This is a genomic window from Paraburkholderia diazotrophica (assembly GCF_900108945.1).
GTDB lineage: Bacteria > Pseudomonadota > Gammaproteobacteria > Burkholderiales > Burkholderiaceae > Paraburkholderia > Paraburkholderia diazotrophica.
In genome coordinates this window covers 1-24,962 of record NZ_FNYE01000027.1, presented here as the reverse complement: position 1 = coordinate 24,962, position 24,962 = coordinate 1, and the positions used below count along the sequence as shown (strand labels likewise).

The following is a 24,962-nucleotide window of genomic DNA, read 5'->3' as shown; positions in this document are numbered from 1 at the left end:
GAATAAAGCCGACCGAGGGCCTATCAAGAAGGAAGAAGTGGTGGAGACAAAACAACAGTTGTATCAATGCCGGTGCACGAATCGCGTCGTCGTCGTGAACCGGACTTTCGGACCGCGGACACCCGCAGATCGCGATGCGGGCCGATACCGCGAACTCGTATTCGAGCAGTGCACGAATGCCGCTAATTGTCCGAAGTCGGGTCAATGCCCGCTTTGATCATGCAGCGAAGCACTGCGAGAGTGTTTGCTACAGGGGATGGCAATGAACGAAACATGGATTGCAATCGCGCTAGGCGCGTCCGTGCTGCTGTTTGCGTTGCTGTCGATGGTGCAGCACTACCGTCGCGAGCGATTGCGTGCCGAGTTACTGAAAAACCTCGATCATCATAGCTGGTGTCGTTTTTCGCGCGTGCGGCGGTAAGTTGGTTCTCTGTTCTGGTTTGCCAGGTACTTCAATCGCATTCTTCGCCATGGTGAGAACATCGCGAATGGCTGCGAATGCGGACGCAGATCAAAGCCAAAATCCATAATCTGATTTCGATTCTCAACCTTAGGGCAAAACGAAAGCCGCGCTTCATCGTGAGGTCGCATTGAACGTGCACATTACCGCTGCCGTAACAATTGGTGATCTGGACTGGACATCACGCGAGGTGAACAATGAATCGTCTCTTCAGATGGGTTGGAGCGGGTGCCTTATTGGGTTCGGCGATTTTGCCGGCAGCGGCCGCGCAGGCGGACAACGCGCAAGGTCACGACCAAGGCAACCGGAGCAGTGCAATCAAGCATGTGCTGCTGATCAGTGTCGATGGTCTGCATGAGCAGGACGTGGCGCGATGCATCGGTGCGAATACTTGCCCGAACCTCGCGCTGCTGGCGAAGTCGGGCGTGACTTATACGAATGCCTATACGCCGGGTCTGTCGGATTCATTCCCGGGTCTCGCCGCGCTGGTCACGGGTGGATCGCCGAAGACGGCAGGGCTCTTCTATGACGTATCCTACGACCGCACGTTGTACGCGCCTGCGGATACCGGTTGTACAGGCAAGCAAGGCTGGAACGTCGTATTCGATGAAACGACAGGCATCGATGCGCAGGGCGGCGGGGCGTTAATTCATCTCGACGGCGGCGGCGCATTCAATCCCGATGCGATTCCGCGCGCGAAGGTCGGTAGTAAGTGCGTGCCCGTCTTTCCACATGACTACATCAAGACGAATACGATTTTCGAAGTCGTGAAGCAGCACATGCGCGACTCGCGCACTGCCTGGGCCGACAAGCACGCGTGGGGTTATGACTGGCTGAATGGACCCTCCGGCCGCGGCGTCGACGATCTTTCTCGCACTGAAATCAATTCGATCAATCCGGCGACGGGCAAGGACTATACCGATGCCTATCAGAACACCGAGATCTTCGATAACTTTCACGTCAATTCGATCATCAACGAAATAGACGGCAAGAATTCGACGGGAACGCGCAATGCGCCCGTGCCGACTCTGTTCGGCGCGAACTTCCAGACGTTGAGCGTTGCGCAAAAGGCGACGGTCGCAACGGGCGGCGGTTATCTCGATGCGAGCTTTACGCCGGGTCCGCAGGTGACGGCGGCAATCGCTTACGTGGACGATGCCCTCGGCAAGATGGTCGCGGAGTTGAAAGCGCGCAATCTCGCGAGTTCGACGATGATGATCGTGACGGCGAAGCACGGGCAGTCGCCGACCGATCATACGAAGCTCGTCAAGAACGGCGATACGTTGACGGCGCTGCTCGAAGCAAACAACTACCTCGATCCGGACGGCAACTTTGGTCAGAACAACAACGCCAAGGCGCTGAACGATGGGACGGGTCTGGTCGGAACGGGCCTCGTGCAGACGGATGACGTAGGGCTCATCTGGTTGCGCGATCAGAGCCAGGTGCAGGCCGCCGTCGCGACGCTCAAGGCGAACCTGAGCTGCAATGCGCCGGGTATCTGCGCCGACGGCCCGCAGGCGTACATCCTGTCGGGACCGCGCCTCGCGTCGATGTTCGGCGATCCGTCGAATGGCCGGACGCCTGACATCATCGTGCAGCCGAACCCCGGCGTGATCTACACGACGAGCCAGAAGAAGGATGAAGAGCACGGCGGCAATGCACCGGATGACAGCCACCTCGGCCTGGTCGTATCGTTCCCGGACGGTCACTTTCACGGTGAGCGCATCGGACGCCGTGTGACGACGACACAGGTCGCGCCGACCATTCTTCGCGCACTGGGACTGAACCCGAACGAACTGCACTCCGTCAAGGTCGAAGGCACACCGGTTTTGCCCGGACTCGATGCCAACAACTGATCACCATCGATAGTCCGGTTGACGTGCGGCGTCTGTTGGCTTGTCTGCCGCACGTCTTTTTCTTTTCAGTGGTTGATTGCGCCCACTGCATATCGAGGCGACCCACGCAGGGTCGCTCGATGATCATTTCGTCGAGAACACCGAAATGCCGCCATTCGGGAACGCCGCGGCGCCAGGCTGATAAGGCACATAGACCTGACCGAGGTTGCTATCCACTGCAACCGAATGCGCGCCGGTTCCCACTGCGACCGTGAAGAGCAATTTGCGCGTCGTGCCGTCGATCACGCCCATCTGCGGATTGAAGCCCGATGACGCAGCGGTGCCACTTGTCACATAGTGACGCGCCGGCAGGAAATAGCGATTCGACGCGGGATCGTATGTCACCTGATCCACGCCGCCAAATGGAATCGATGCGAGCTGAGCGCCCGTGTTGCGGTCGAGTATCAGCGTGATCAACGGATTGCCCGCCGGCGGATCGCAACCGATCAGTACGTCGCTGTTAGGGCCGAGCGCAATACCCGAAGGCCCGCATTTGCCGAGCGGAAACGACTTGCTGACGATCGGCGCACTCGATATGACAGAACTCGCCGTGATGACGTCGAGCTCGCCGTCGGGATTGGCCGCGGTTCCATCGTTATTGATCAGGAAGTTCTTCGACGCCGGATCGTACGTGCACGCCTCGAGTCCCGAAGAACCGTTGAAGACCAGTTTCGACACGACAGCTTGCGTCGTCGTCGAGATGAAGGTCACATACGGCGGCGATTCGCCCGGGCTTGCGAACATCACGAGATGGTCGTCGGGATCGTAGCAGCCTTCGTCGACGCGCGAGCCCGTAGTGCTGATCGCAATCGTCTTGAGCGTTTTCATCGCGGACGTATCGACGATTTTTACGGAGTCCACGTCGCCCACATACAGCGTATTCGCTCCCGTGATGCCCACGATACCGTCAGGCCCCGACGCATCGGTCGTCGCGCCGGCGCCGGTAAAGCCGCCTTGAATCTGCGCAATCAACGCATTCGATTTCGTGTCGACGACATCGACTGATTTGTTGTTGCGGTCGGCCAGATAGTATTTGCCCGCTTCCACATAGCCGATGTCGAAGCTGAAGGCCGGGCTCGATGCGTTGGGCACGGCAATGTTAGTCAGCAGCTTGGGCGGGGTGGGTGTCGACGCCGTCGGTGTCGAGTTGGAGTTGTCTCCTCCGCCGCATCCGGCGATCACGGCCGTCGCCACGAGTAGACAGGCCAATAACGGTTTTTTCATCAGTGAGCTCCTTTGAGTAGCAGAAAACGCAGGTCAACGCCTGAGTACTTCAGAAAATCTGCCGGAGCGCCTCGATGGTTCACTGCACACGCGGGCTCACGTCATCCATGTCTTTGAAGAGGCCGAATTGCCGTGCTTCGATCTGCACGTAAGGATGCGGAACGCGCGTTGATAATGCACCGAAAATAAATTGATGGTTTCCATATAAAGGTGCGAATGAATGTATGGATGCCGAAACATTTAAATAAAGAAATGGCGCCGTTTTAGTAAGTTTCAGGCGGTGAATGCAAAATTTGAAAATGGTTTTGAGAAGCAGTGCACGATTGGGATGATTGGAATGCTGCTGCATTGCCGCATTCGTTTTATTGATGCAGGGACAAAGCATTAACGGTCGGCGATATCTTCGCTAGCGTCGAATTGATGCGATGGCACATGGAATCGTCGGCGCCTGGTCGATCACATCCGCCACGCCGGCCAGTCGTGTGGCGTTGTAAGCTGTGGTTGTCCAACCGAAAGCGCCGTCAATGGAAGATCGGGAGGCAAACCGCGAGTGAAGCGTCCGACGCCAGGGAAAACGCCTGGCGTCGGATTGATTCATCGAATGGATAAGAGCGCATTAACCAGAAATAACTGCTTCATTTAATGAAATGAATGAATGGCTCAGGCAACAATTGCCGTCGAATCGGACCAAGGGTATTAATGCATGGAAGACGAAGATCCTTAAGCTTGATCTAGGATTGAGAGAATACAATTAGCGATTAAAGACTCCGGGTTCTTCCCTCGTAAAGTCCGGAGTCTTCTTGCCGGCGCTATCAGGGCCGGCTTTTTTGTCGATGTTCTTCTGGGTGAGCGGCACGTCGAGCGCCAATGGCGCCAACACAAAGTGCACTCTCTCGCTGCCCATTTTCCGCTTCCGAAAATCCGTTCCACCCGACATTCGGACCATCTCGCATCTGCGGGCCGCGCTGGGCTGAGGGTTCTTGCGCTCAATGTCCGCGATGCTCTTTCTTTGATACGCTCTGCCCATCGCGGATGCCTGGGTTTTCCAACGCAAACGCAAACGCAACCGCAACCGCAACCGGGAACACAACCCTCCACAGCCAACGCCACCCATACAGGAGATCCCTTGATGTCCGCTTTTGATTCAAAAGTACCGCGCGTTATTCTGACCAATGACGACGGCATCGATGCGCCGGGTCTTGCGGTACTCGAAGCCGTCGCCGCCGAACTCGCCAATGAAGTGTGGGTTGTCGCACCTGAGCACGACCAGAGCGGGACGTCGCACTCGATCAGCCTCCATTCGCCGCTGCGCGTGAGCCGCCAAGGCGAACGCCGCTTCGGCGTCGTCGGCACGCCTGGCGATTGCGTCGTGATGGCCGTGCGTCATCTGATGCGCGAAGCGCCGCCGACGCTCGTGCTGTCCGGCATCAATCGCGGCGGCAATCTTGGCGTCGAGACGATGTTCTCCGGCACCGTCGGCGCGGCGATGACGGGACTGCTGCTCGGGCTGCCGTCGATCGCCTTGAGCCAGACGTTCACGGACCGCGAGAACGTGCGCTGGGACACGGCTCGTGCGCTCGCGCCCGGCGTGATTCGCCAGTTGCTCGCGATCGAGCACGATGCGCCCGTGTGCCTGAACGTCAATTTCCCCGCTGTCGATGCATCCGCTGCGGGGCCGCTGACGCCGACGAGGCAAGGCGTGGGACTGGTCCAGGATATCGAAGTGCTGCCGCAGGTCGATCCGCGCGGCCTCGAATATCACTGGCTGCGTTTCCAGCGCGGCCCGCGCGACAACGCTCCCGATAGCGAAACGGCCGTGGTGGCATCGGGGCGCGTATCGGTAACGCCGCTCTATTTCGATCGCACCGACGAGAACACCTACGCGAAGCTCGCGGCATCATTGAGTACATGAGTACCTGCTCAAATCAATTCCATCTTCGCCGTCAGATAAGTCAGTTCGATCCGGTTCGACACGCCAAAGCGCTTGCGCAGCTTGCGTAAATGGTAGTCGACGTTGTGCGCGCTGGTGTCGAGACGGCGGCCGATTTCCTTGTCGGATGCGCCCTCTGCGATTCCCGTCAGTAGTTTCTGTTCGAATGCGGTGAGCCGGTTGGCCGCATGTTCGCGCGCGGTAGCGATCAGTTTCGGTGAGCCGAACTTGTGTACGGACAGGCCTATCGACAGCGCCTGTTCGACCGTCGCAGATGTGATCCAGTCGCGATTGCGGCGAGGCGCGGTAAAGCTCATGAACGCATGCAGCCGCGTGCCCGGCATCGCCATCGAATACATGATGCCGCTGCACATCGCATCGTCGCGCATCGTCTGCAGGAAATCGGCGAAGGCTTCGCGTTCGTCGGGCAAAGCAAGCCCGTGAGGCTCGCCGTGCTGACGAAGATTGCGCAAGTCCCACACGATCGGCATGTTGCACATGCGCGCGCCGAATGTGCGTGGATCGACATTGAAGTGATGACGCTGAACGTATTCGCCGCGATACGTTGACGGCGTGAATGCCTCGTGCAAAAAGAGCCGCTCCACGCGGTCGCTTGTAAATTCGAGTGCAAAGTACGCGAACGTCGAAAAGCCCGTCAGATGCAGCAGGCTCGACACGATGCGCGCGCGTTCCGCTTCGCTTTGCGCGCTCGACAAGATTTCGGCTACGCCAAGCCGCGGCGCATCCTTCTGTTCGACGGCAGCCTCTTTTGAGTCGTTGTACCAGACCACGGGAATGCGGCGCGCATTCAGCGCGGCATCGCCATTCGCGCATGCGGTGGCGCCTCGCGCAACGCTGCGTGCGGAAGAATGTGGGCTCGACACGACTTCAGACATTGGCGCAGTCCTTGATGCGGCATCGCCGATTTCACGCAGGATCGCCAATCAACGGCCTTTTGCGTAGAGATCGCGCTGCGCGCGTGCAACAGCTAAACGAATGTTAAAAGCAAAAGAAGGCATTAAAGGGAAGCACTAAAGCGTTCGGGGGCATTGTACATACGAAAGTAGACTCAAGTAATATGTCGCAGAACAAAGTGCGCCAAATGAAAAACGAATGTGCGCAATACATATAAAAAGGCCAGTGACATATCGGGGTTCGAAGTGTTGTCGACAGAACAAGAGAACGAGATAACGGCTCTTTATGACACCCCACGAAGGCGCGCCCATTGTCGAATGGTTTTCACAGGCGGATGTTCAAGCGCATCGAAATCATTTGCCGGTACATCACGCCGCCGATGCGCGCGGCGATAACGATGTCGTTATTACCGGCTCCCGGATGGCGGCCGGAAAATCCGACCCATTCGAACTCGATTTTTGTCAAATCCATGCGCGTATGCGCGCGGCGGGATTTAGCACGCTGAGTTACGGCGCATATGAAATGATTGGGCAGCGCGTATTGCAGGCTTATGTACTGCGCGATCTCGCGCCTGTTTCTTTCGTACAGGCTTATTTCGATGGCATGTGGTACGCATCCGATCCGCGTTTTGCCGAAGTACAGCAAAGCGGCTTTCCTGTCGCATGGCGGCTCGATCGCATCGACGAAGAGGCGCAGCGCACGGGCGACCGTCGCGCACTCGCGCTCGCCGCATCGTTGCGGGCGCACGGGATGAATAGCGGCGTGATCTTCAGCCTGTCCGCGCCGCAACTCGATTTGAATGTCGGCGTCGGGCTCACTTCCGAGTTGCGCGATGCAGACTGGATCAACGACCGCGTCATCGGCACGGCACTTGCCGTGAGCCTCGCCGTGCATCGTTTCGCGCAGCCCTATATCGCGTCGCGCGTGCGGCGGGCGCGCGCGATCACGCTCGACGACGAGCAGGAAGCCGTGCTCGAACGGCTCGTGCAAGGGCTGTCGGATCAGGACATCGCCGATGCGCTGCATATCTCGCTGCACAAGGTCGGCTATCACATCCAGACACTCGAACGGCTCTTCAACGTGCAGAATCGCGCACAGCTTGCGTATCTCGCCGCGCGGCGCGTGCGTGCGTGAACGTTCCGTGACGCCGCCGCGCGTTTCGTAGTGACGCGCGCGGTTCACCCTGAAAGCGTCAGTGCGCCTACGAGGTGCACTGAAATTTATAAACACACGCGCCGCTACACTCGATCGCATCCGGATACCCGTCGGGTGTCGGGCGGCGTGCGCGCTGCGAAAACCGTCTCGCGCATGTCCACCGATCACGCGGCGCGCCAGGCCGATCAGGACCGCTTGCGCACAACGGGTCCAACCACGATTCGCCTCAGCAGATATCACAAACCGTGTTTCAAACAGGGAGTGGGCATTCGACGATGGCAGATCTCAAGGCGCTTCCGCGCGGCTGGCAGCGGATGTTTCCCGCTGGCGCGAGCGTGTCCGGCGCCCGCCGCGCCGCGGCGCCGCGCGCCGATCTGTTCCTCGCGGCGTTCATCGTCGCCGTCATTGCGCTGTTTATTCTGCCGCTGCCGCAAGCGGCGCTCGATGGGATGATCTCGCTGAATCTCGCCGTGAGCGTCGTGTTGCTGACGGTGTCCACGTATGTGCCGTCTGCGGTGAGCTTTTCGTCGTTTCCGGCCTTGCTGCTGTTCACGACGCTGTTCCGCCTTTCACTGAACATCGCCTCATGCAAGCTGATTCTGTTGCACGCCAACGCGGGCCACGTGATCGACGCGTTCGGGCGCCTCGTCGTCGGCAATAACGTCGTCGTGGGCGGCGTGGTGTTTCTTGTGATCGCCGTCGTGCAGTTCATCGTGATCGCAAAGGGTTCGGAGCGCGTCGCGGAAGTGGGCGCGCGCTTCTCACTCGACGCGATGCCAGGCAAGCAGATGAGCATCGACGCCGATCTGCGCGCGGGCATCATCAGCGCGGAAGAGGCGAGAGAACGACGCGAAAAGCTCGAGCAGGAATCGCAGTTGCACGGCGCGATGGACGGCGCGATGAAGTTCGTGAAGGGCGATGCGATCGCGGGCCTCGTCATCGCGTTCATCAATATCGTCGCGGGTATCGCAGTGGGCACGGTGATGCACGACATGAGCATCGGCGACGCGTTGCAGCGTTACGCAATTCTCACGGTCGGCGACGGCATGGCATCGCAGATTCCGTCGCTGCTGGTGTCGATTGCGGCGGGCATCGTGACGACGCGTGTCGCGACACGCGATGCGCGCCAACGCCAACTCGGCGAGCAACTCGGCGAACAACTGGGTGCGCATCCGCGCGCGCTGCTGATCGCGGCGCTCGTGCTCGCCGGTTTTCTGATCGTGCCGGGCTTTCCGAAATGGTCGTTCGCGCTGATCGCGCTCTCGCTCGGCGGCGTCGCGATCGTGCAGATGAAGCGCCGCACCACCGCGCCGTCGTTCAACCTGATCAACATCGCGGGCCGCGTCGACGGCGCGCAGGGCGAAGGGCAAGCGGCGCGCGTTTCGCATGTTGCGGGCGTGACGTCGCTGATCGCCGTCACACTGGCCGCAGATCTTCGCAGCGCGCTCAACCTCGCGCAGTTGCAGTCGGCGCTGTCGGCCGCGAAGGCGCGCGTCGATGCCGATATCGGCACGGTCTTTCCGCGCATCACGCTGAACGACGACGAAAGCGCGCCGGGCGGCACCTATCGGATCTATCTGCAGGACGTGCTGGCCGCGCACGGCGCGTTGAAGCCCGGCTGGCTGATGTGGGACGGCGCGTCGCCGTTGCCCGAGAGCGCGGAGCGTCAACCGGCGGAAGCGTTCGGTCCGTTCGCGACCGCGCTCTGGATCAGGACAGACGCAAACGCGCCCGCGGAGGGCAAGCATCTGTCGAACGAAGCCGTGCTCGCGGCGCACGTCGAACAGATCGTGCGGCAGCACGCGGACGAGCTGATCGGCATTCAGGAAACGCAGGCGCTCGTGCATCTGGTGCGGCGCGATCACCCCGAACTCGTCGGCGAACTGACGCGGCTCGTGCCGCTGCAACGCGTGACGGAAGTGTTGCGGCGCCTGCTTGCCGAGCAGGTGCCTATCCGCAATCTGCGCGTGATCTTCGAGAGCCTCATCACGTGGGCGCCGAACGAGCCCGACGATGTGATCGCGCTCGTCGAACTCGTGCGCATCGATTTGCGCAGGATGATCACCGACCGCCACGCGGGCGCCGCGCGCCAGTTGCGCGTCGTGCTGTTCGAACAGAACTTGCAGGAGCGCATCGAGAACGCGGTGATGCGCACGAAGCAGGGCAATTTTCTGGCGCTTTCCAGCGCGATCAAGCAGGACATCTGCGAGCAGGTGCGCGCGATCGTCAATGCGTCGAGCGCCGCGCCGGCACAGCACGGCAATGCGCGGCTCGCCGTGATGGTCGCGCTCGGCGCGCGCCGCTACGCGAAGTCGATCCTGCAACCGGTGCTGCCCGATCTGCCCGTGCTGTCGTATCAGGAGATCGAGGAGGACGTGCAGTTGCACACCGTGGGCTGGGTGAAGAATCCCCCCGACGACGGCACGGTCGGCGCTGGCGCCGAAGTTCGCACGTCACAGGCCACGCCATGACGAGCTCGACGATCCTCGATCTCACGCAACAGGCGCTCGTGCTCGTGCTGCTGCTGTCGCTGCCCATCGTGCTGACGGCGACGGTCGTCGGCCTGATCGTGGCGATCCTGCAAGCGGTGACGCAGGTGCAGGACGCGAACATCGGCATCGCCGTGCGGCTGATCGCCGTGATGGTCGCGCTGGTGGTGTTGTCCGGCTGGCTGGGTGGCGAGGTGCTGCGTTTCGCGCAGCAGGCGCTGACGCGTTTGTTCGTTTCTTCGACGGGTGTTCTCTGATGGGCCTACGTGCCGTTCCGTTCCAGTTCGACAGAAGGCGCGCGCAGAACGCGCTCGCGGTGCTGTCCGTGGTCGCGCTGCTGTCGATGTCGATCGTCGCTTCGCTAGCGCAGCCCGCGCGCGCGGCCGAGCTGCGCTGGCGCAACCGGCCATTTACGATCGTCGCGAACGGCCGCAAAATCGCGGACTTCATTCGCGAGCTGGCTTCGTCGCAAGGCGTGACAGCCGTCGTCGATCCGAAAGTGGACGGCACTATCAGCGGACGCTTCTCGGGCACGCCGCAGCAGACGCTCGATACGATCTGCTCGACCTACGGCCTCACGTGGTACTACGACGGCTCGTTCCTCTACGTCGATCCCGCCGATCAGTCGCAAAGCCAGGTCATTCCCATTCCACCGAATTCGGCCGGCGAAATCGGCCGCGCGCTGGAGACGATGCAGATCACCGACAAGCGGTTTCAACTTGTCATCAACGACCGCGCGAACAGCATCTATGTGTCCGGGCCGCGCCGCTATATCGAACTCGTGCACCAGGCCGTGAGCACGGTCGGCAATCCGTCGTCGAACGGGCAGCTCGCGGATGTGCGCGCGTTCCGTCTCAAGTACGGCTGGGCATCGGACTTCACGATCAACCGCTCGGGCAAGGAAGTCGTGATTCCCGGCGTCGCGACGATGTTGAAGCGCCTGTACGGCAAGGGCGGCACGCGCAACAACTACGTGCCGGCCAACGCGACGCTCGGCGCGGCCGCGCGGCAGATGAAGCTCGGCTCGGGCGTGACGATCGCGGTGCCGCGCCTTGAGTTTCCCGACATCGCGGGCGGGCCGGCGGGTTACGGCGGCTATGGCGCGAGGGGCGCGTCGCCGGACAGCTCGGTGCCGTTTTCGAACGACTCGTCGGCAGGCAGCGATACGCTGCCGCAAATCGAAGCCGATCCCGCGATCAACGCAGTGCTCGTGCGCGATCTGCCGGAGAACATGTACCGCTACCAGTCGCTGATCAACGAACTCGACGTGCGTCCGCGCATCGTCGAGATCAACGTGACGATCATCGATATCGACGAGAACTCGCTCGACAGTCTCGGCATCGACTGGCGTCTGCATACGACGCACGGCGACGTGCAGATCGGCAACGGCGCGAATCCGCTCAACGGCAACACGCAGTTCAACGGCAGCGGCAATCCGCCTCTTACGTTCGGTGTCGGCACGACCGAGCCGGGGCAGACGGGCACCTTCATGCCGACGGGCATCGCGCTCACGGCGTCGATCGGCGGCTCGCTGCGCGACTATCTGCTCACGCGCGTCAACGCGCTCGCGCAGACGGGCAAGGCCGAACTGCATTCGAAGCCGAAGGTGCTCGCGCTCGACAACACGGAGGCGATCCTCGAAAACCTCACGCAGTTCTACGTGCAGGTGCAGGGCTTTCAGGATTCGTCGCTGTACAGCGTGACGACGGGCACGAGCATCAAGGTGACGCCGATGATCGTCGACGATGCCGCCGCGCAAGCCGCCGCCGCACACGTCGCAGCCGCGCACGGGCCGAACGCTCAGAGCGTGATGATGTCGATCGACATCCAGGACGGGAACGTGGTGCCGGGACAATCGGTGTCGAACGTGCCCGTGATCCAGCAGCGCAACATCGTCACGAAGACGATGATCGACGAAGGCAGGAGTCTGCTGATCGCGGGCTTCAACAACGATCAGGTGCAACTGAACAAGAGCGGCGTGCCGTGGCTCTCCGACATTCCCCTCATCGGCAATCTGTTCAAGTACACCGACAAGACAGGCGAGCACATGGAGCGCTTCTATCTGCTCACGCCGCGCGTGGTCAGCAATGCGTCGATGTATGGGCCCGATGGCGCGCCCATCAATCCGGACATCGGCAGCACGCCCGATGCGAACGGGCTGGCGACGTACCGGCCGCCCGATAACGACATCGCCGTGCCGCTCACGCCGAAGCCGTTGCCGGGCACGCGCTACGGGCCGCCGCTGCCCCCGCCCGAGCCGCAATCGCCGGACGACGCGGCGTCGCAGCCGGCAGCGATGCAGCAGACCGCGCCGCAGGGAACGCAAGGAACGCAGGATCATGCCTACGATCACCCTTGATCCGCATGCCGCCGCGCTGAGCGCGCCCGCTGCGCCGTCGCAGGACACGGCGGCGTCGCCGTGGAATCTGTGCTTCCTGAGCGGCCCGATGTATGGACGCACGATGTCGCTCGCGCGCGGCGCGAACTGGGTCGGCACGGCGGCCGATTGCGAAGTGATCCTGCCCGATCGCGAGATCGCGGCGAAGCAGCTGTGCCTTCAGGTCGGCGCGCTTGCAGTGACAGTGCAGAACTTCGGCGAGGGCAAGGCATCCGTGCTCTTCAACGACGAGCCGCTCGGCGCGGGCCGCCGTTCGATGACGCCCGCCGACATCGTGACGGTCGGCTCGATACGGCTCGGCATCGCGCGCAATGCGTTCTCGACGGTCGCGTTCCCCGCCGAAAGCGAACAGCCGCCGATGGGCCGCGACGCCGCATGGCTCGGCTGGCTCGCGGATGCGGGACGGCGCGTCGGCAGCCGGCGCTTCGTGCTCGTGCTGGCCGCGCTGTGGGTCGGCGTCGCGCTCGGTGCACTGGGCTATGGGCTCGTTGCGTGGTCGGGCGGCTTGCCGTGGCAGCACGAATCGGCGCTCTCGCGCGTGCACCGCTTGCAGCAGGCGCTGCGCGGCTATCCCGAACTCGACGTCGCGCCGCGCGACGACGGCGCGCTCGTCTCCGGCTATGTGAAGGACGGCGCGGAGCGCGAGAAGGTCGCGCAGGTCGTTGCGAGCGTCGACAACGCGGCGCTCGGCAACATCTATGTCGTCAGCGATCTGCTCGCGACCGCGCAGACCTACTTCAGCGATACGCCGCTGAACGTGACCTACGAAGGGCGCGGCCGGATCGAACTGACGGGCACGGCGCCGCGCGCGCAGATCGCGCAGCGCATCCAGAACTACATGAAGGACGCGCGGCCTGCGCTCGAAGTCGTCGATCACGTGCGCTATGACGATCCGCGCGCGCCGGCTCGCACGGGCATGCTCGGCGGCATGGCGGGCATTCCGGAGATCGTTACCGTGTTCGCGGGCGACGGCGATCAGCGCTACATCGAAACCGTCGACGGCAGCCGCTATTTCGAAGGCGCAAAGATGAAGCAGGGGCCGACGATCGTGTCGATCGGCGCGGACGAGGTCGTGTTCGACGCGGATGGACGCCGCATCACGATGCCGCTCGGCGGCAAGGCGGCGGGAACGCCCGTGAGCGCGTCGGCGGCTGCGGCGGCATCCGTGGTCGCGAGCGGCTCGGCGGCGGGCGTTGCGTTGCCGGTATCGGGCGTGGCGGCGTCTGCCGTTGCGGGCGCGAAGCCGGCAGCGCCAACGCCGGGTTCATCGCCGATGCAAACGCCGACCGCGACCCCAACGGGAACCTCAGCGCCAACCCCAACGCAAGCACACGGAACAACACAGCCATGAAGGCTCGACAGGATTCTCGCCATACACGCAGCCGCACACGCAGCCGCACATGTCGTGCGCGCAGTGTGGCGCAGCAGGACGCAGGCTCGCGCATCGACTTCGATGCGAAAGCTCGCGTGACGGCTCACGGCATGGGGCCGTGCGGCTGGATGTTTCTTGACGCATGAAGGAGCGACAGATGGGTACGACGAACAACACGGGTCCCGTGACGGACACGGGCGCAGTCCAGAACCAGGCGAACCAGCTGATCCAGGCGCAGGAGAAGCTCACCGAAATCCAGTTCCAGGTGCAAAGCTCGACGAGCACGTTCCAGACGACGGGTGCCGTCACGTCGGCAGCCGGGACGGCCGCATCGCAGGCAGCGGAGCATATCGGTTCCGCGGGACGCTCCTGACGCCGGGCACCGCTGGTCGCCCGCCGCCCGCGCCACCGTGGCGCGCGATGCCCGCATACGCCGATGAAGCGCATCGGCGGCGGCCTCGTGCGCGCGCGATGCGGCCGGCTGCCCGTGCGTCGACGGAATGAGCACAAGGAGGACAGATCATGAGTGTCTCAGGTGTCGCGCCGCCTTCGACGGCGGCGCTCGCCAATGCCGTGGCCTCGACGAACGCCGATGCGGCCCGGGCGCCCGACGCAGTGCAGGTCAAGCGTTTCGACGGATTGATGCAGACGCCGGATGCAAGCGAGCCGTCCGCAGCGCAACGCACGTCGTCGACATCGGCGACGCAGCAGACGCAGCAGGCGCCGCCCGTATCGACGGATGTCCGCATGACGCCCGCCGACGCGAATCGTTCGTCGCTCGTCGAACGGCTGCGCACGTTCACGACCGATCTCGATACGCGCTATTCGGGCTTGCAGAAGCATCAGGAGCAGATGCTCACGTCGATCGCGCAGAACGGCAACGACCCGTTGATGTCGATGGCGCAGGCGCTCGACTTCCAGTGGAGCGCAACGACGACGATTTCCGAATACCAGTTGAGCCTTGCCGTCGCACAGGCGACCAATGGCTTGACGCATTCGATTCTGAAGAACCAGGAATGACGGATGACGGCTTCATGCAACGCGTGCAATAAGCGCGATACAAGCGATCCATGTGATCCATGTGATCCATCCGATACGCGAAATAGCCGCACGCGAGCGTCGTGTTTCGGGCCCGCCGCGCGCGTCGTGGCAGCGGGCGCGCTCGTGCTGCTGCTCGCGGGCTGCCAGAAGGAAGTGTATTCGGGCCTCACGGAAGCCGAGGCGAACCAGATGGTCGCCGTGCTCGGCGACGCGGGCATCGCTGCGTCGAAAGACAACGATGCGCGCGACGCGTCGGACCGGCAGGCGTGGCTCGTCGAAGTCGCCGACGACGACATGCAGTCCGCGCTCACCGTATTGCACGCGAACGGCCTGCCGAAGCCGCATTACGCGAGCGTCGGCGAGCTGTTCCAGAAGCAGGGGCTCGTGTCGACGCCCGCCGAGGAGCGCATGCGCTATCTGTACGGCGTCTCGCAGGATCTGACGCATACGTTGCAGGATATCGAAGGCGTGGTCCTCGCGCGCGTGCAGGTCGTGATACCGGAGAACGATCCGCTTGCGGACAAGATCAAGCCGTCGTCGGCGGCCGTGTATATCCGCTACAAACCAGGCGTCGATCTGCGCGCGATGGCGCCGATGGTGAAGGATCTCGTCGCGCACAGCATCGAAGGCTTGCAATACGACAACGTATCGTTGTTCCTGCAACCGGCTGCGACCAAAGCGGCGCCCGTGAACGGCATCGGCAACGCGCTCACCGACATCGTGCGGCTGCACTCGCCGCTCGGCTGGCTGGTCGGCGCGCTGATCCTGCTGACGCTCGCGGTGATCGCGCTGTCCGCCGCGCGGCGCGGCATGTTCGGCGCGCGGCTGGCGGGGCTGCTCGGCGGCGCGCGCAGCGACGGCGCGGCGTCGAACGGCGCGTCGGGTGCCGCAATCGCCACGCGCGGCGTGCGCATGAGCGACAGCGCGCGTGACAGTGCATGACGGTGCACATTGCGCGCGCGAAGCCCGCGAGTATTCACGACGATGATTCAGCATGACGATGACGCAGCCCTGGACACACATGCTCGCACCACCCGCGCCGCCGCAGCATGTCGCGTTCTACCGGATGGTGTGCGAGTTCAATCTGCGGCCCGACACGTATCTGCACGTGACGCGCATTCCCGCCGACTGGCCCGCCGCGTACCGGCATCTATCGCGTTTTGACGACGCGGGCCGCCGCCTGATCGCGCGTCATCTGCTGTCGCTGCATCGCGCGGAGCAGACGGACTTCGATGCGTCGACGCCGCTTGCGCGGCTCGCGCTGCTGCCGGGCGCGGCGCTCGAACAACTGGCGTCGTATGCGGGGCTGCTGCTGCATCGCGTGTGGCTGCGCGACGCGTTGCAGCAGCGGCGCGTGCGCGCGGAGATCGTCGGCAAGCTCGGCGCGGATGCGCTCGAACTGACGCTCGAACGCGCGCCGGAGTTCGGCGCGCTCGGCGAGACGCTCGAACCGTGGCGCGACGATCCCGCCGCGTTGCCTTCGCTAATCCGTGCGCGCGGAGGCCGCCTGCTCGCCGACTTCGTCGGCGCGGCGGGCGGAGCCGTTGAACGGCGTGTGACGCTCAAGTTCAACCTGGCCATCGACAGCGAAGCGCCGTATCTGCTGAATCACGCGCAACGCGACCAGCTTGGCGAACTGCTGTTTCTGTTCCTGATCCCCGAGAGGTTCGCGACATGGGACTGGCTTTTCTGATTACGAGCGACAACCTGCAACTGCTCTCCGAGCGCAAGGTGCTCAAGGAGCGCGAGTACGCGGCGCTGCTCGACGCGTCGGCGGTGATCGCGACTGCGCGCGAAGAGGCTGGACGCATCGTCGAGGCGGCGCAGCGCGAATTCGATGCGCGGCGCGAAGCGGGCTATGCGGAAGGCTTGCGGCGCGCGCAACAGGAGCACGCGGTGCAGAGCTACACGCAGGCGCTCGCGGCCGCGAAGACGATGGAATCGATGAAGGACGCGATGGCCGGGATCGTCGTGAAGGCCGTGCGTGCGATCGTCGGCGAGATGAATACGCAGCGGCTCTATGAGGCGGCGCTCGCGCGCATCTTGCCGCTCGTGCGCGACGAGCCGTTTCTCGTCGTGCACGTCGCGCCGGGACGCCGCGAAGAAATGGAGGAAGCGCTCAGCAGTGCTTCTGTGCAGCACGCGCAGTCGCAGAAGATACGCATCGTCGAGGACGCGCAGATTGGCGCGCAGGCATGCACGGTCGAAACGCCGTCGGGCCGCATCGACGCGAGCCTCGATTTGCAGATCGACGCGCTGCGTCAGGCGATTCGCCGCGAGCCGTTCAAGGGGACCGCGCGATGAACCGCGCGATGAACACGCCATCGAGCGACACGGATATCGGCGACGACGACGCGTTGCCGCTCGACAGCGGCCGGCTCGTCGGTGATCTCGATGCGGGGCTCGCGTTCTTTTCGCCCGTGTCGGTGCAGGGGCGTGTCAATCATGCCGTCGGGCAGATATTGAACGCGACGGGCATTCGCGCGCGGCTCGGCGAAATCTGCGAACTGCACACGCCCGGCCAGCCAACGCGTCTTGCCGAAGTCGTCGGCTTCTCGCGGCAAACGACGCTGCTCACGCCGCTCGGCGACGTCGAAGGTCTATCGCCGGAAACGACCGTCGTGCCATCGGGCCGCGCGCATATGTTCGCCGTCGGGCCGTCGCTGTTCGGGCGCGTGCTCGACGGACTCGGCGCGCCGCTCGATGGCCTGGGCCCGGTGACGGGCGGCGCGTGGGTATCGACGCAACAGCCGCCGCCCAATCCGCTCGCACGCCGCATGATCGACGCGCCGTTCGTGACGGGCGTGCGCGTGATCGACAGCCTGATGACGCTCGGTGTCGGACAGCGTGTGGGCATTTTCGCGCCGTCGGGCGTCGGCAAGAGCACGCTGCTCGGCATGATCGCGCGCGGCGCGCAAGCCGATGTGAATGTGATCGCACTCGTCGGCGAGCGCGGCCGCGAAGTGCGCGAGTTCATCGAGCATTCGCTTTCGCCGGAAGTGCGCGCGCGCTCGATTCTCGTCGTCTCGACGTCCGATCGTCCCGCGATGGAGCGCGTGAAGTCCGCGCTGGTCGCGACGGCCATCGCGGAGCACTTCCGCGATGAAGGGCAGCGCGTGCTGCTGCTCGTCGATTCGCTGACACGTTTCGCGCGCGCGCAGCGCGAAGTCGGTCTCGCGAGCGGCGAGCCGCCGACGCGCCGCAGCTTTCCCCCTTCGACGTTCGTCGTGCTGCCGCGTCTGCTCGAACGCGCGGGGCAGGGCGAGCAAGGCTCGATCACGGCGCTCTATACGGTGCTCGTCGAAGGCGACGAGGAGTCGGACCCGATCGCGGAGGAAGTCCGCTCGATTCTCGACGGCCATATCGTGCTGTCGCGCAAGATCGCGCTCGCGAACCGCTATCCCGCGATCGATGTGCTCGCGAGCCTGTCGCGCGTGATGCCGCTCGTGACGAACGCAAAACATCAGCGCGCGGCGGGGCGCGTGCGCGAACTGATCGCGAAGTATCAGGAAATCGAACTGCTCGTGCAGATCGGCGAGTATCGCGAAGGCAGCGACCGTCTTGGCGATCTGGCCTTGCGCGCGCGCGATGCGATCGCCGGGTTCTGCGCGCAGGCCGCAAGCGACAACGCATCGTTCGAGCCGACGCTCGCGCGTCTCGCGAAACTGGCGGACGATCATGTCTGATGCCGACGACGCAGCCGTGCTTGCGACACTCGCGCGCCTGAAGCGCGTGCGCGAAATGCGCTCGCAACTCGCGCGCGTCGCGGCGGCCCGTCAGCAGCGCATCGCCGCGCAAAGCCGGCGCGCGCTCGACGAAGCACAGCAGCGTCTCGATCAGCAGATCGCGGCGAAGGCGGCGATCCAGCAACGGCTCGCGCAGGGCGAGGGCGGATCGGCGCGTCGCTTCCAGGAGGCTGTCGCCGACACGCGGACGTTCAACGCGAGCATCGGCAGGGCAAGCGATTCAGTGAAGCAGGCCAGCGTCGCGCACGACGGCCACGAAGCGGAGCTTGCACAACTGCAACGCGCGGCACGACGCGCGCAGGCCGCCGAGGACAAGCTCCAGAAAGCGGGCGAACAAGCGCAGCGCTCGCGGGCCGCGCGCGTGGAGCGGGCTGCCGAGGAACTCGCGGACAGCTTCGCAGCGAGGCGCTTCGGCGTATCGCAAGCGGCTGGCGCATCCGGCGACGACGGCAACGACGCGTTGCCCTTTACCCGCGACGCGCGATGCTAGACCAGGCTCAACAATTTAACGACATCGCTTCGGGCGCGCGGCCTTTGCTCTACGTGATGCCGCGCCTGTTGCCCGTGATGCTGATCGTGCCCGTCTTCAACGAAGAGATCGTGACGGGCCTCGTGCGCAACGGGATAGCCGTCGTGATCGCGGCATTCGTCGCGCCCGTGATCGATCCCGCGCAGATCGTCGATCTGCCGTTTCTCGTGTGGTGCCTGCTCGCCGCGAAGGAAGCGCTCGTCGGCGTGCTGCTCGCGGGCGCGATGAGCGCCGTGCTGTTCGCGATCCAGGGCATCGGCTATCTGATCGACTTTCAGACGGGCAGCGGCAACGCGTCGTTCTTCGATCCGATGGGCGGCCATGAAGGCGGGCCCACGTCGGGCTTTCTGAACTACGTCGCGATTGCGCTCTTCGTGACGGCGGGCGGGTTGCAGATGATCGTGCAGGTGTTCGCGCAGTCGTATGCGTGGTGGCCGGTCGGCACGCTGCTGCCGAACTTCTCGCAGGTGCTGTCGACGTTCGTCGTGCGGCAGACGGATGCCGTCTTCGTCTGGATGATCAAGCTCGCCGCGCCCGTCGTGATCGTGCTGGTGCTCGTCGAGGCGGGGATCGGGCTCGTCGGGCGCGGAGTGCCGCAGCTCAATGTGTTCACGTTCTCGCAGCCGGTGAAGAGCGCGCTCGCGATGATGATGATGGTGCTGTTCCTGCCCGTCGTCTATGCATCGCTGCACGATCTGCTGAGCCCCGACAGCGGCATGGTCGCGTTGCTGCGCTCGCTGTTGCAGTCGGCGCACTGACGGGCCGCTGGGGGGCTTTGGCAATGGCGGAAAAGAGCCAGCAACCGACCGCGAAGCGCCTGCGCGAAGCACGCGAAAAAGGCGAGGTGCCGAAGAGCGCGGAGACCATTTCGACTGCGATGTTCATCGGCGTGTGCGTCGCGCTCGCGAGCGGCCTCTCGCAGATGTTCACGCGCGTGCAGACGCTGTTTCGTCTTGTCTTCGACGCCGTCGGCGCGCCCGATCCCGGCGAGCGGATCGCATCGCTCGTCGGCGCCGGGTCGCACGCGTGGCTGATGCCGACGCTCGGCTTTGTCGGCATCGGGCTTGCGTCGGGACTGCTCGCGGGCTTCGTGCAGGTGGGCGGCGTGATGGCGTGGAGCCGGCTTGCGCCGTCGCTATCGCGGATCAATCCCGCCGAGGGCCTCAAGAACCTGTGGTCGCTGCGCAATCTCGTCAATCTCGCGAAGATGATCGTCAAGACGGTGCTGCTCGTCGCGACGCTCGGCTGGGTGATCTATGCATCGCTCGATCCGTCGGTGCAATCGGGCTTCACGCGGCCGCTGTCGATACTCGCGCTGATCGCTCACCTGCTGCTGTTGCTGTTCGGCTGGGCCGCGCTCGTGTTCATCGTGATGGCGCTGATCGACATCGTGCATCAACGGTTCGAGTTCAACCGGAAGATGAAGATGTCGATCGAGGAAGTGCGGCGCGAGCACAAGGAAGACGAAGGCGATCCGCATGTCCAGTCACGCCGCAAGCAGATCGCGATGGAGATGCAGCTTGCGTCGCTGAGCGACAGGATCGGCTATGCGTCGGCCGTCGTGTATTCGTCGCGCGTGGCCGTTGCGCTGTACTACGGCGGGCTGGGCACGCTGCCGTGGGTGCTCGCGCGCGGCGAGGGCGAAGCCGCTGAGCGTATCGTGAAGCTCGCGCAGGCCAGCTTGCGGCCGACGCTTGCAAACACGGGGCTCGCCGAAGCGCTCTATGAGTCGACGCCGGAGAACGGCACGATCTCGCCGCATCACTTCGAGGAAGTAGCGCGGCTGCTGAAATGGGCGAAGGGCAGCGGATGACGGCGCGCTTCAATGCGTGTCGAGACAGCGCACGCACAGCGCGCGAATCTGGGCCGCGCTGAGTCCGCGGCAGACGGTCACGAGCGGATGCGCGCTGCACGACGGCGCGCTGCGTTTGATGTTGCTCACACGCGCGGTGTCGTGAGTGGCTGAAGCGCCATGGCTTCGCACTTCGTTCAATGTCTCGTCGACTCTTGCACCGAGCGCCTTGGCCTGGTCGCGGCGCGCAAGCGGCGGCGCGTGCGCATCGCTGACGACGGGTATCGGCTCGACGCCGCCGCGCATCGCGTTGATGCGCGCGCTCATCACCACTTTGCCGACGTAGCCCGCGCGAAAGCCCGTCGTGAAGTTGCCGCTGTAATAGCACGACAGGGCTGCGCGCAATGCCGTCTGCTGATCGACGGGCGCGCGGCTCGAACGCGCGAAACAATCGGTGAGAATGGCGGCGCCCGCGCGCAGATTGCGGCACGGCTCGAACAGCGTGGCCGCCGTCTCGCCGTACTTTGCGAAGTTGCGATTGTTCACTTGCGACAGGCCAACGCTGTAGCTGTAGCCGCGCGCTTCGAGCGCCTGTACCGTCGCGAGCGCTTGCGCAAGCGACGCCGGCTGACGCGCGAGATGCGCGCCCACCACGCCGATCGCGAGCGGATTGAAGCCCGACTCCGTGCGCACGAGCGCCGCGAGTGTGACGACATCGACGTTCGGCGCGCAACTGTGCGCGAGCTGCGCGAAGCCGTTGCGGGGATCGGCGTGCGTTTGCGCTGTTGCATCGTTCGCGATGCTTGTCGCGAGCGCTGTGAGCGACGTGAGCGACGTGAGCGACGTGAGCGACGCGGCGATGCACGACAGCAGACACGCGAAGCGCGACAGTTGCCGCCAGCCCGCGCAGCCCGCGCGTTTCATCCCGTCACCCGATATGACAGCACGAGGCCGTGCACGAGCAGCGACCATCCGTCGAGCGCGACGAACAGAAGCAGCTTGAACGGCACGGAGATCGTGGTCGGCGAAATCATCTGCATGCCGAGCGCGAGCAGCACGTTCGCGACGAGCAGATCGACGACGATGAACACGATGTAGATCACGAAGCCGATCTGAAACGCCTTCGTCAGTTCGGCGAGCGTGAAGCTCGGCACGAGCACCAGCAAGTCGTCGTCCTTGAGACCGTCGGCGCGGCTTTTCGGCCAGACGCTCGTGGCCGTCTTCACGAAGAACTCGCGATCGCGCAGCCGCGTGTGCGCAACGAGAAAGTCCTTGATGGGCGGCAGCGCGGCGTCGGCGAGCGCGCCGATATCCGCCGTCGACAGCTGCCCCGAAGGATTGAAATTGCGCTGCTGCAACGCGTCGCGGATGTTCATGCCGACGGGCGCCATGATGAACAGCGACAGGATCAGCGCAATGCCGTTGAGTACCATGTTGGGCGGCACCTGTTGTATACCGAGCGCCGAGCGCAACAGGCCGAGCACGACGACGAGCTTCGTGTAGCTCGTCACCATCAGCGCGGCGAACGGCGCAATGCCGAGCGCGACGATGACGGCGATCAGCGAGACGGGATTCGGCAGATTACCCATCCTGACGCTCGCGCGGCGCATGCGCAGCGGGCGGCGTGAGCGACGTGACGCGCACACCGAGCTTCTGGCCCACGGCGATCAGATGGCCGGTGCCGATCTGCGTGCCGTTCGCGACGATGTGAATCACGCTTTGGTTGATGCCCTGCTGCAACTCGATCACACCGCCCGGTTGCAGCGTGCTCAATTCGCCGAACGGCATCGTGCATGACGGCAGCTGGAACGTCAGCTCGACGGCGAGCCCGTTGAACGGGCGCGCGGACTGCGTGGAAGAAGCAGGCGTGTCCTGCGTGGCATTCGATTGTGACGACTGCGCGCGCGGCGCGTCCGGCGATTGCGTAGGTTCCAAAGGCATCTCCCTGATTCGCTCGACGACGATACGATTGCCCGACGGCATGCCGAGAATCTCCCATGCGGGCGTCGCCCGCAGGTACGCGACGCACAGCAGGTTTTGTCCCTGCGTGCGCCAGTGTTCGATCGCCACGATGTCGCCGGCTTCGACATCGGCGAGTTCTTGCGCGGTCAGCGTCGTGCGGCCCAGTTCGAATGCGAGCGGCACGGGCAGTGTCGCGAACGCGTTGGCGGCTTGCGCGCGCGAGGCGGCATCGTCGGCGGGCGGCACGGCGAAGAACACGCCGAGCGCGTCCGGCACATCGAACAGCAATGCGCCGTGACAACGCCAGCCATCGTCGGCGCGCCGCAGTTCGAAACGCAGCGCGGCGCTGTCGGTGTGCGACGGCTGCGTTGGCTGTTCATCGCTTTGAGCAACTGTTGGATCGATAACGGGCGGCAACAATTCGACACGCTGACGCGTGAGCGTTTGCAGCGCCTTCGTCAACGGCGCGCACAGGTCGGCGAGCAACGCGGCGCGCAATACGGCGGGCACGGCAGGATCGGCTGCGTCGCCGAGCCATTGCGCTTCCGCCGACGGATCGATCCACACCGTCCCATGCGCCGGGCCGACGACGAAGCGATACGCGTGCGCATTCGCGACGGGTTCGGCATCCGCTCGCCAGACGACCTCGTAAGTGTTGTCGCCGAGGCGCAGCGGCAGCGGCGCGCGCGCCGCATAGGCGTTGGTCAGTCCGCGCGCCGCGGCGGCGGGCAGGCGCGGCAGGTAAGGCGACGCATCGAGCGCGGTCGCGGGCGGCGTCTGTGCGGGTTCGGCGCGACGCGTGCCTTGCGTATGCGGGTCGCCCATCACCTGATCCATACGCTCGTCGACGTTGGCTCGCGAGAAAGGCAAGGCATGCACGGCGGAATCAAGTCGCGTTGAGTGTCGTTTGTGCCGGGAACAGGAAGGCGCGCTGCCGCAACGGCAACGTGCCCAGTCTGTCGATTGTAGGGATAGGCGCGCGCGATTTTGCAGTGCGACTCGTAGTCTTTCGACCGTGTTGCCGCCGCGTGCATGTAGAAACTACGAAGGAGGTTGCGGTTGCGTGAGCATGCCTGCGCTGAAGCATTGACTGCTGCACATCTCCGGAGGTTTTACCTTCGATGCTCGAGGCGGCAACGACGTGCACAAGACTCCTGGCCCGACGGATAAGTATTTGCCCGTAGCAACAAAAGCGCGAGATTCGACGGAGAATGACTTGCGAGAACTTTTTATGTGGAACGGTGGGCCGAATCGCGAACCTTGTGAACGAATGTTCAGAAGTGCCAGATCTGATGACTCGCGATGTCGGCTCGAACTTGTGACATTCTTCTTATCGATTGCCCTGCCATGAAAACGCTCCTTTCCCTCATCGCAGCGACCGTGCTTGGTATTACTCCGCTCGTCGCCGGCGCACAGCAAACTGTTCGAATCGGCGTGTCGGCGCCGCTTACCGGCCTGGGTGCATCCAATGGCAAGGACATCGAAAACGGCGTGCGTCTGGCAGTGGAAGAAGCGAACGCGCAACACCTCAACATCGGCGGACAGCCGGTTCAGTTCGAACTCGCATCCGTCGATGACCAGGGCGATCCGCGCATCGGCGTTCAAGTGGCGCAGAAGCTCGTCGACGATGGCGTTGTGGCCGTGGTCGGCTATTACAACTCGGGTGTAGCGCTCCCATCGTCGCCGATCTTCGCGCGCGCGGGCATCCCGCTGATCGATCCAGCGGCGACGAATCCGGCGATTACTCGCCAGGGCTTGAACAACGTGTTCCGCATCATCGCGACGGACAAACAGAACTCCGGTAACGCCGGCACGTATGCCGTGAAGGTCACGAAAGCGAAGCGGATCGCGGTGATGGACGACCGGACAGCCTTCGGACAGGGAGCGGTCGAAGAATTCAAGAAGGCCGTGCAAGCAGCCGGCGGCCAGATCGCGGCCGAGGAATATACCAACGACAAAGCCGTCGAGTTCAATGCGCAACTGACGAACATCAAGGCGGCCAACGCAGATCTTCTCTACTTCGGCGGGCTCGATGGCCAGGCGGGCCTGATCGT

At 63.7% G+C, this 24,962-nt stretch carries 24 protein-coding genes and 1 pseudogene; 18 read left to right on the top strand and 7 right to left on the bottom strand.

Translation table 11 applies throughout. The annotated features are described in order from the left end of the window. Positions 1–262: 262 nt before the first annotated feature. Together BMW76_RS41340 and BMW76_RS27340 are read left to right on the top strand one after the other, a co-directional pair. A complete protein-coding gene (locus tag BMW76_RS41340; protein ID WP_162849300.1) occupies positions 263–421 on the top strand; it encodes a hypothetical protein in 159 nt (52 codons plus the stop codon). Positions 422–657: 236 nt separating this feature from the next. Next, positions 658–2,316 carry an alkaline phosphatase family protein gene (locus BMW76_RS27340; RefSeq protein WP_090870924.1) on the top strand — a complete coding sequence of 553 codons (1,659 nt, stop codon included), beginning with the start codon at positions 658–660 and terminating at the stop codon, positions 2,314–2,316. Positions 2,317–2,439: 123 nt separating this feature from the next. On the opposite strand, the gene BMW76_RS27335 is transcribed toward BMW76_RS27340, so the two are convergent. From BMW76_RS27335 to BMW76_RS41335, 3 genes are all read right to left on the bottom strand, one after another. Continuing rightward, on the bottom strand, positions 2,440–3,579 hold the full coding sequence (locus tag BMW76_RS27335) for a YncE family protein (RefSeq protein WP_090870922.1): 1,140 nt from the start codon (positions 3,577–3,579) through the stop codon (positions 2,440–2,442). Positions 3,580–3,658: 79 nt separating this feature from the next. After that, a complete protein-coding gene (locus tag BMW76_RS40545) occupies positions 3,659–3,928 on the bottom strand; it encodes a hypothetical protein (RefSeq protein ID WP_143062338.1) in 270 nt (89 codons plus the stop codon). 402 nt (positions 3,929–4,330) lie between these two features. Next, on the bottom strand, positions 4,331–4,483 hold the full coding sequence (locus BMW76_RS41335) for a hypothetical protein (protein WP_177200518.1): 153 nt from the start codon (positions 4,481–4,483) through the stop codon (positions 4,331–4,333). 225 nt (positions 4,484–4,708) lie between these two features. Here BMW76_RS41335 and surE point away from each other — a divergent pair, with 225 nt between their 5' ends. After that, positions 4,709–5,491: a 5'/3'-nucleotidase SurE gene (gene surE, locus BMW76_RS27325; protein ID WP_090870918.1), complete on the top strand. Its 783-nt coding sequence runs from the start codon at positions 4,709–4,711 to the stop codon at positions 5,489–5,491. A gap of 8 nt (positions 5,492–5,499) precedes the next feature. Here surE and BMW76_RS27320 read toward each other — a convergent pair whose 3' ends face one another. Continuing rightward, entirely contained in the window at positions 5,500–6,405 is a 906-nt protein-coding gene (locus tag BMW76_RS27320) for a helix-turn-helix transcriptional regulator (protein ID WP_090870916.1), read from the bottom strand. 304 nt (positions 6,406–6,709) lie between these two features. On the opposite strand from BMW76_RS27320, the gene BMW76_RS27315 reads away from it, so the two are divergent. From BMW76_RS27315 to BMW76_RS27250, 14 genes and pseudogenes are all read left to right on the top strand, one after another. After that, positions 6,710–7,558 (top strand): helix-turn-helix transcriptional regulator, encoded by an 849-nt coding sequence (locus BMW76_RS27315; RefSeq protein ID WP_090870915.1) that lies wholly within the window; start codon positions 6,710–6,712, stop codon positions 7,556–7,558. Between the two features lie 296 nt (positions 7,559–7,854). Beyond that, positions 7,855–10,050, top strand: coding sequence for a type III secretion system export apparatus subunit SctV (gene sctV, locus BMW76_RS27310; RefSeq protein WP_090870914.1), 2,196 nt, complete (start codon positions 7,855–7,857; stop codon positions 10,048–10,050). Further along, positions 10,047–10,325 (top strand): type III secretion system export apparatus subunit SctS, encoded by a 279-nt coding sequence (sctS, locus tag BMW76_RS27305; protein WP_090870913.1) that lies wholly within the window; start codon positions 10,047–10,049, stop codon positions 10,323–10,325. The genes sctV and sctS overlap by 4 nt, the downstream gene beginning before the upstream one ends. Beyond that, positions 10,325–12,427 carry a type III secretion system outer membrane ring subunit SctC gene (gene sctC, locus BMW76_RS27300; RefSeq protein WP_090870911.1) on the top strand — a complete coding sequence of 701 codons (2,103 nt, stop codon included), beginning with the start codon at positions 10,325–10,327 and terminating at the stop codon, positions 12,425–12,427. Before sctS ends, sctC begins: the two co-directional genes overlap by 1 nt. Further along, complete coding sequence (gene sctD / locus BMW76_RS27295) at positions 12,408–13,817, top strand: type III secretion system inner membrane ring subunit SctD (RefSeq protein ID WP_090870909.1); 1,410 nt, start codon at positions 12,408–12,410, stop codon at positions 13,815–13,817. The genes sctC and sctD overlap by 20 nt, the downstream gene beginning before the upstream one ends. 178 nt (positions 13,818–13,995) lie before the next feature. Then, positions 13,996–14,211: a hypothetical protein gene (locus tag BMW76_RS27290; protein ID WP_090870907.1), complete on the top strand. Its 216-nt coding sequence runs from the start codon at positions 13,996–13,998 to the stop codon at positions 14,209–14,211. Positions 14,212–14,360: 149 nt separating this feature from the next. Continuing rightward, on the top strand, positions 14,361–14,858 hold the full coding sequence (locus BMW76_RS27285) for a hypothetical protein (protein ID WP_090870905.1): 498 nt from the start codon (positions 14,361–14,363) through the stop codon (positions 14,856–14,858). 126 nt (positions 14,859–14,984) lie between these two features. Then, complete coding sequence (gene sctJ, locus BMW76_RS27280; RefSeq protein ID WP_245763404.1) at positions 14,985–15,821, top strand: type III secretion system inner membrane ring lipoprotein SctJ; 837 nt, start codon at positions 14,985–14,987, stop codon at positions 15,819–15,821. A gap of 79 nt (positions 15,822–15,900) precedes the next feature. Next, the gene (locus tag BMW76_RS27275; protein ID WP_245763403.1) at positions 15,901–16,572 is read left to right on the top strand and encodes a SctK family type III secretion system sorting platform protein; all 672 of its coding nucleotides are present in this window, start codon (positions 15,901–15,903) and stop codon (positions 16,570–16,572) included. Then, a complete protein-coding gene (sctL, locus tag BMW76_RS27270; RefSeq protein WP_090870898.1) occupies positions 16,554–17,183 on the top strand; it encodes a type III secretion system stator protein SctL in 630 nt (209 codons plus the stop codon). Before BMW76_RS27275 ends, sctL begins: the two co-directional genes overlap by 19 nt. An 8-nt stretch (positions 17,184–17,191) precedes the next feature. Further along, positions 17,192–18,565, top strand: a complete 1,374-nt coding sequence (locus BMW76_RS27265; protein WP_090871076.1) for a FliI/YscN family ATPase — start codon at positions 17,192–17,194, stop codon at positions 18,563–18,565. After that, positions 18,558–19,061, top strand: a pseudogene (locus BMW76_RS27260) (hypothetical protein); the annotation flags it as partial. The gene BMW76_RS27265 and the pseudogene BMW76_RS27260, both read left to right, overlap by 8 nt. A 47-nt stretch (positions 19,062–19,108) precedes the next feature. Continuing rightward, on the top strand, positions 19,109–19,912 hold the full coding sequence (sctT, locus tag BMW76_RS27255; protein WP_090870894.1) for a type III secretion system export apparatus subunit SctT: 804 nt from the start codon (positions 19,109–19,111) through the stop codon (positions 19,910–19,912). A 23-nt stretch (positions 19,913–19,935) separates the two neighbouring features. Beyond that, on the top strand, positions 19,936–20,967 hold the full coding sequence (locus BMW76_RS27250; RefSeq protein ID WP_090870892.1) for an EscU/YscU/HrcU family type III secretion system export apparatus switch protein: 1,032 nt from the start codon (positions 19,936–19,938) through the stop codon (positions 20,965–20,967). Positions 20,968–20,976: 9 nt separating this feature from the next. On the opposite strand, the gene BMW76_RS27245 is transcribed toward BMW76_RS27250, so the two are convergent. The 3 genes from BMW76_RS27245 to sctQ are packed head-to-tail and all read right to left on the bottom strand — an operon-like array spanning position 20,977 to position 23,745. Further along, complete coding sequence (locus BMW76_RS27245) at positions 20,977–21,870, bottom strand: lytic transglycosylase domain-containing protein (protein ID WP_090870890.1); 894 nt, start codon at positions 21,868–21,870, stop codon at positions 20,977–20,979. Then, positions 21,867–22,535, bottom strand: coding sequence for a type III secretion system export apparatus subunit SctR (gene sctR / locus BMW76_RS27240; protein ID WP_090870888.1), 669 nt, complete (start codon positions 22,533–22,535; stop codon positions 21,867–21,869). Before sctR ends, BMW76_RS27245 begins: the two co-directional genes overlap by 4 nt. Next, positions 22,528–23,745 carry a type III secretion system cytoplasmic ring protein SctQ gene (sctQ, locus tag BMW76_RS27235; RefSeq protein ID WP_090870886.1) on the bottom strand — a complete coding sequence of 406 codons (1,218 nt, stop codon included), beginning with the start codon at positions 23,743–23,745 and terminating at the stop codon, positions 22,528–22,530. Before sctQ ends, sctR begins: the two co-directional genes overlap by 8 nt. Before the next feature lie 510 nt (positions 23,746–24,255). On the opposite strand from sctQ, the gene BMW76_RS27230 reads away from it, so the two are divergent. Continuing rightward, positions 24,256–24,962: branched-chain amino acid ABC transporter substrate-binding protein (locus BMW76_RS27230; RefSeq protein WP_143062337.1), on the top strand; the 707-nt coding region annotated here is incomplete at its 3' end.

Bases quoted from the DNA above. Each gene is read 5' to 3' on its own strand.
- sctL (WP_090870898.1), top strand. From the start codon at position 16,554: ATGGGACTGGCTTTTCTGATTACGAGCGACAACCTGCAACTGCTCTCC.
- BMW76_RS27315 (WP_090870915.1), top strand. From the start codon at position 6,710: ATGACACCCCACGAAGGCGCGCCCATTGTCGAATGGTTTTCACAGGCG.
- sctD (WP_090870909.1), top strand. From the start codon at position 12,408: ATGCCTACGATCACCCTTGATCCGCATGCCGCCGCGCTGAGCGCGCCC.
- sctV (WP_090870914.1), top strand. From the start codon at position 7,855: ATGGCAGATCTCAAGGCGCTTCCGCGCGGCTGGCAGCGGATGTTTCCC.
- BMW76_RS27320 (WP_090870916.1), bottom strand. From the start codon at position 6,405: ATGTCTGAAGTCGTGTCGAGCCCACATTCTTCCGCACGCAGCGTTGCG.
- BMW76_RS27335 (WP_090870922.1), bottom strand. From the start codon at position 3,579: ATGAAAAAACCGTTATTGGCCTGTCTACTCGTGGCGACGGCCGTGATC.
- sctQ (WP_090870886.1), bottom strand. From the start codon at position 23,745: ATGGATCAGGTGATGGGCGACCCGCATACGCAAGGCACGCGTCGCGCC.
- sctC (WP_090870911.1), top strand. From the start codon at position 10,325: ATGGGCCTACGTGCCGTTCCGTTCCAGTTCGACAGAAGGCGCGCGCAG.
- BMW76_RS27245 (WP_090870890.1), bottom strand. From the start codon at position 21,870: ATGAAACGCGCGGGCTGCGCGGGCTGGCGGCAACTGTCGCGCTTCGCG.
- BMW76_RS27340 (WP_090870924.1), top strand. From the start codon at position 658: ATGAATCGTCTCTTCAGATGGGTTGGAGCGGGTGCCTTATTGGGTTCG.
- BMW76_RS41335 (WP_177200518.1), bottom strand. From the start codon at position 4,483: ATGGGCAGCGAGAGAGTGCACTTTGTGTTGGCGCCATTGGCGCTCGAC.
- BMW76_RS27265 (WP_090871076.1), top strand. From the start codon at position 17,192: ATGAACACGCCATCGAGCGACACGGATATCGGCGACGACGACGCGTTG.
- sctS (WP_090870913.1), top strand. From the start codon at position 10,047: ATGACGAGCTCGACGATCCTCGATCTCACGCAACAGGCGCTCGTGCTC.
- surE (WP_090870918.1), top strand. From the start codon at position 4,709: ATGTCCGCTTTTGATTCAAAAGTACCGCGCGTTATTCTGACCAATGAC.
- BMW76_RS27250 (WP_090870892.1), top strand. From the start codon at position 19,936: ATGGCGGAAAAGAGCCAGCAACCGACCGCGAAGCGCCTGCGCGAAGCA.
- sctT (WP_090870894.1), top strand. From the start codon at position 19,109: ATGCTAGACCAGGCTCAACAATTTAACGACATCGCTTCGGGCGCGCGG.
- BMW76_RS41340 (WP_162849300.1), top strand. From the start codon at position 263: ATGAACGAAACATGGATTGCAATCGCGCTAGGCGCGTCCGTGCTGCTG.
- BMW76_RS27275 (WP_245763403.1), top strand. From the start codon at position 15,901: ATGCTCGCACCACCCGCGCCGCCGCAGCATGTCGCGTTCTACCGGATG.
- BMW76_RS27285 (WP_090870905.1), top strand. From the start codon at position 14,361: ATGAGTGTCTCAGGTGTCGCGCCGCCTTCGACGGCGGCGCTCGCCAAT.
- BMW76_RS40545 (WP_143062338.1), bottom strand. From the start codon at position 3,928: ATGCAGCAGCATTCCAATCATCCCAATCGTGCACTGCTTCTCAAAACC.
- sctR (WP_090870888.1), bottom strand. From the start codon at position 22,535: ATGGGTAATCTGCCGAATCCCGTCTCGCTGATCGCCGTCATCGTCGCG.
- BMW76_RS27290 (WP_090870907.1), top strand. From the start codon at position 13,996: ATGGGTACGACGAACAACACGGGTCCCGTGACGGACACGGGCGCAGTC.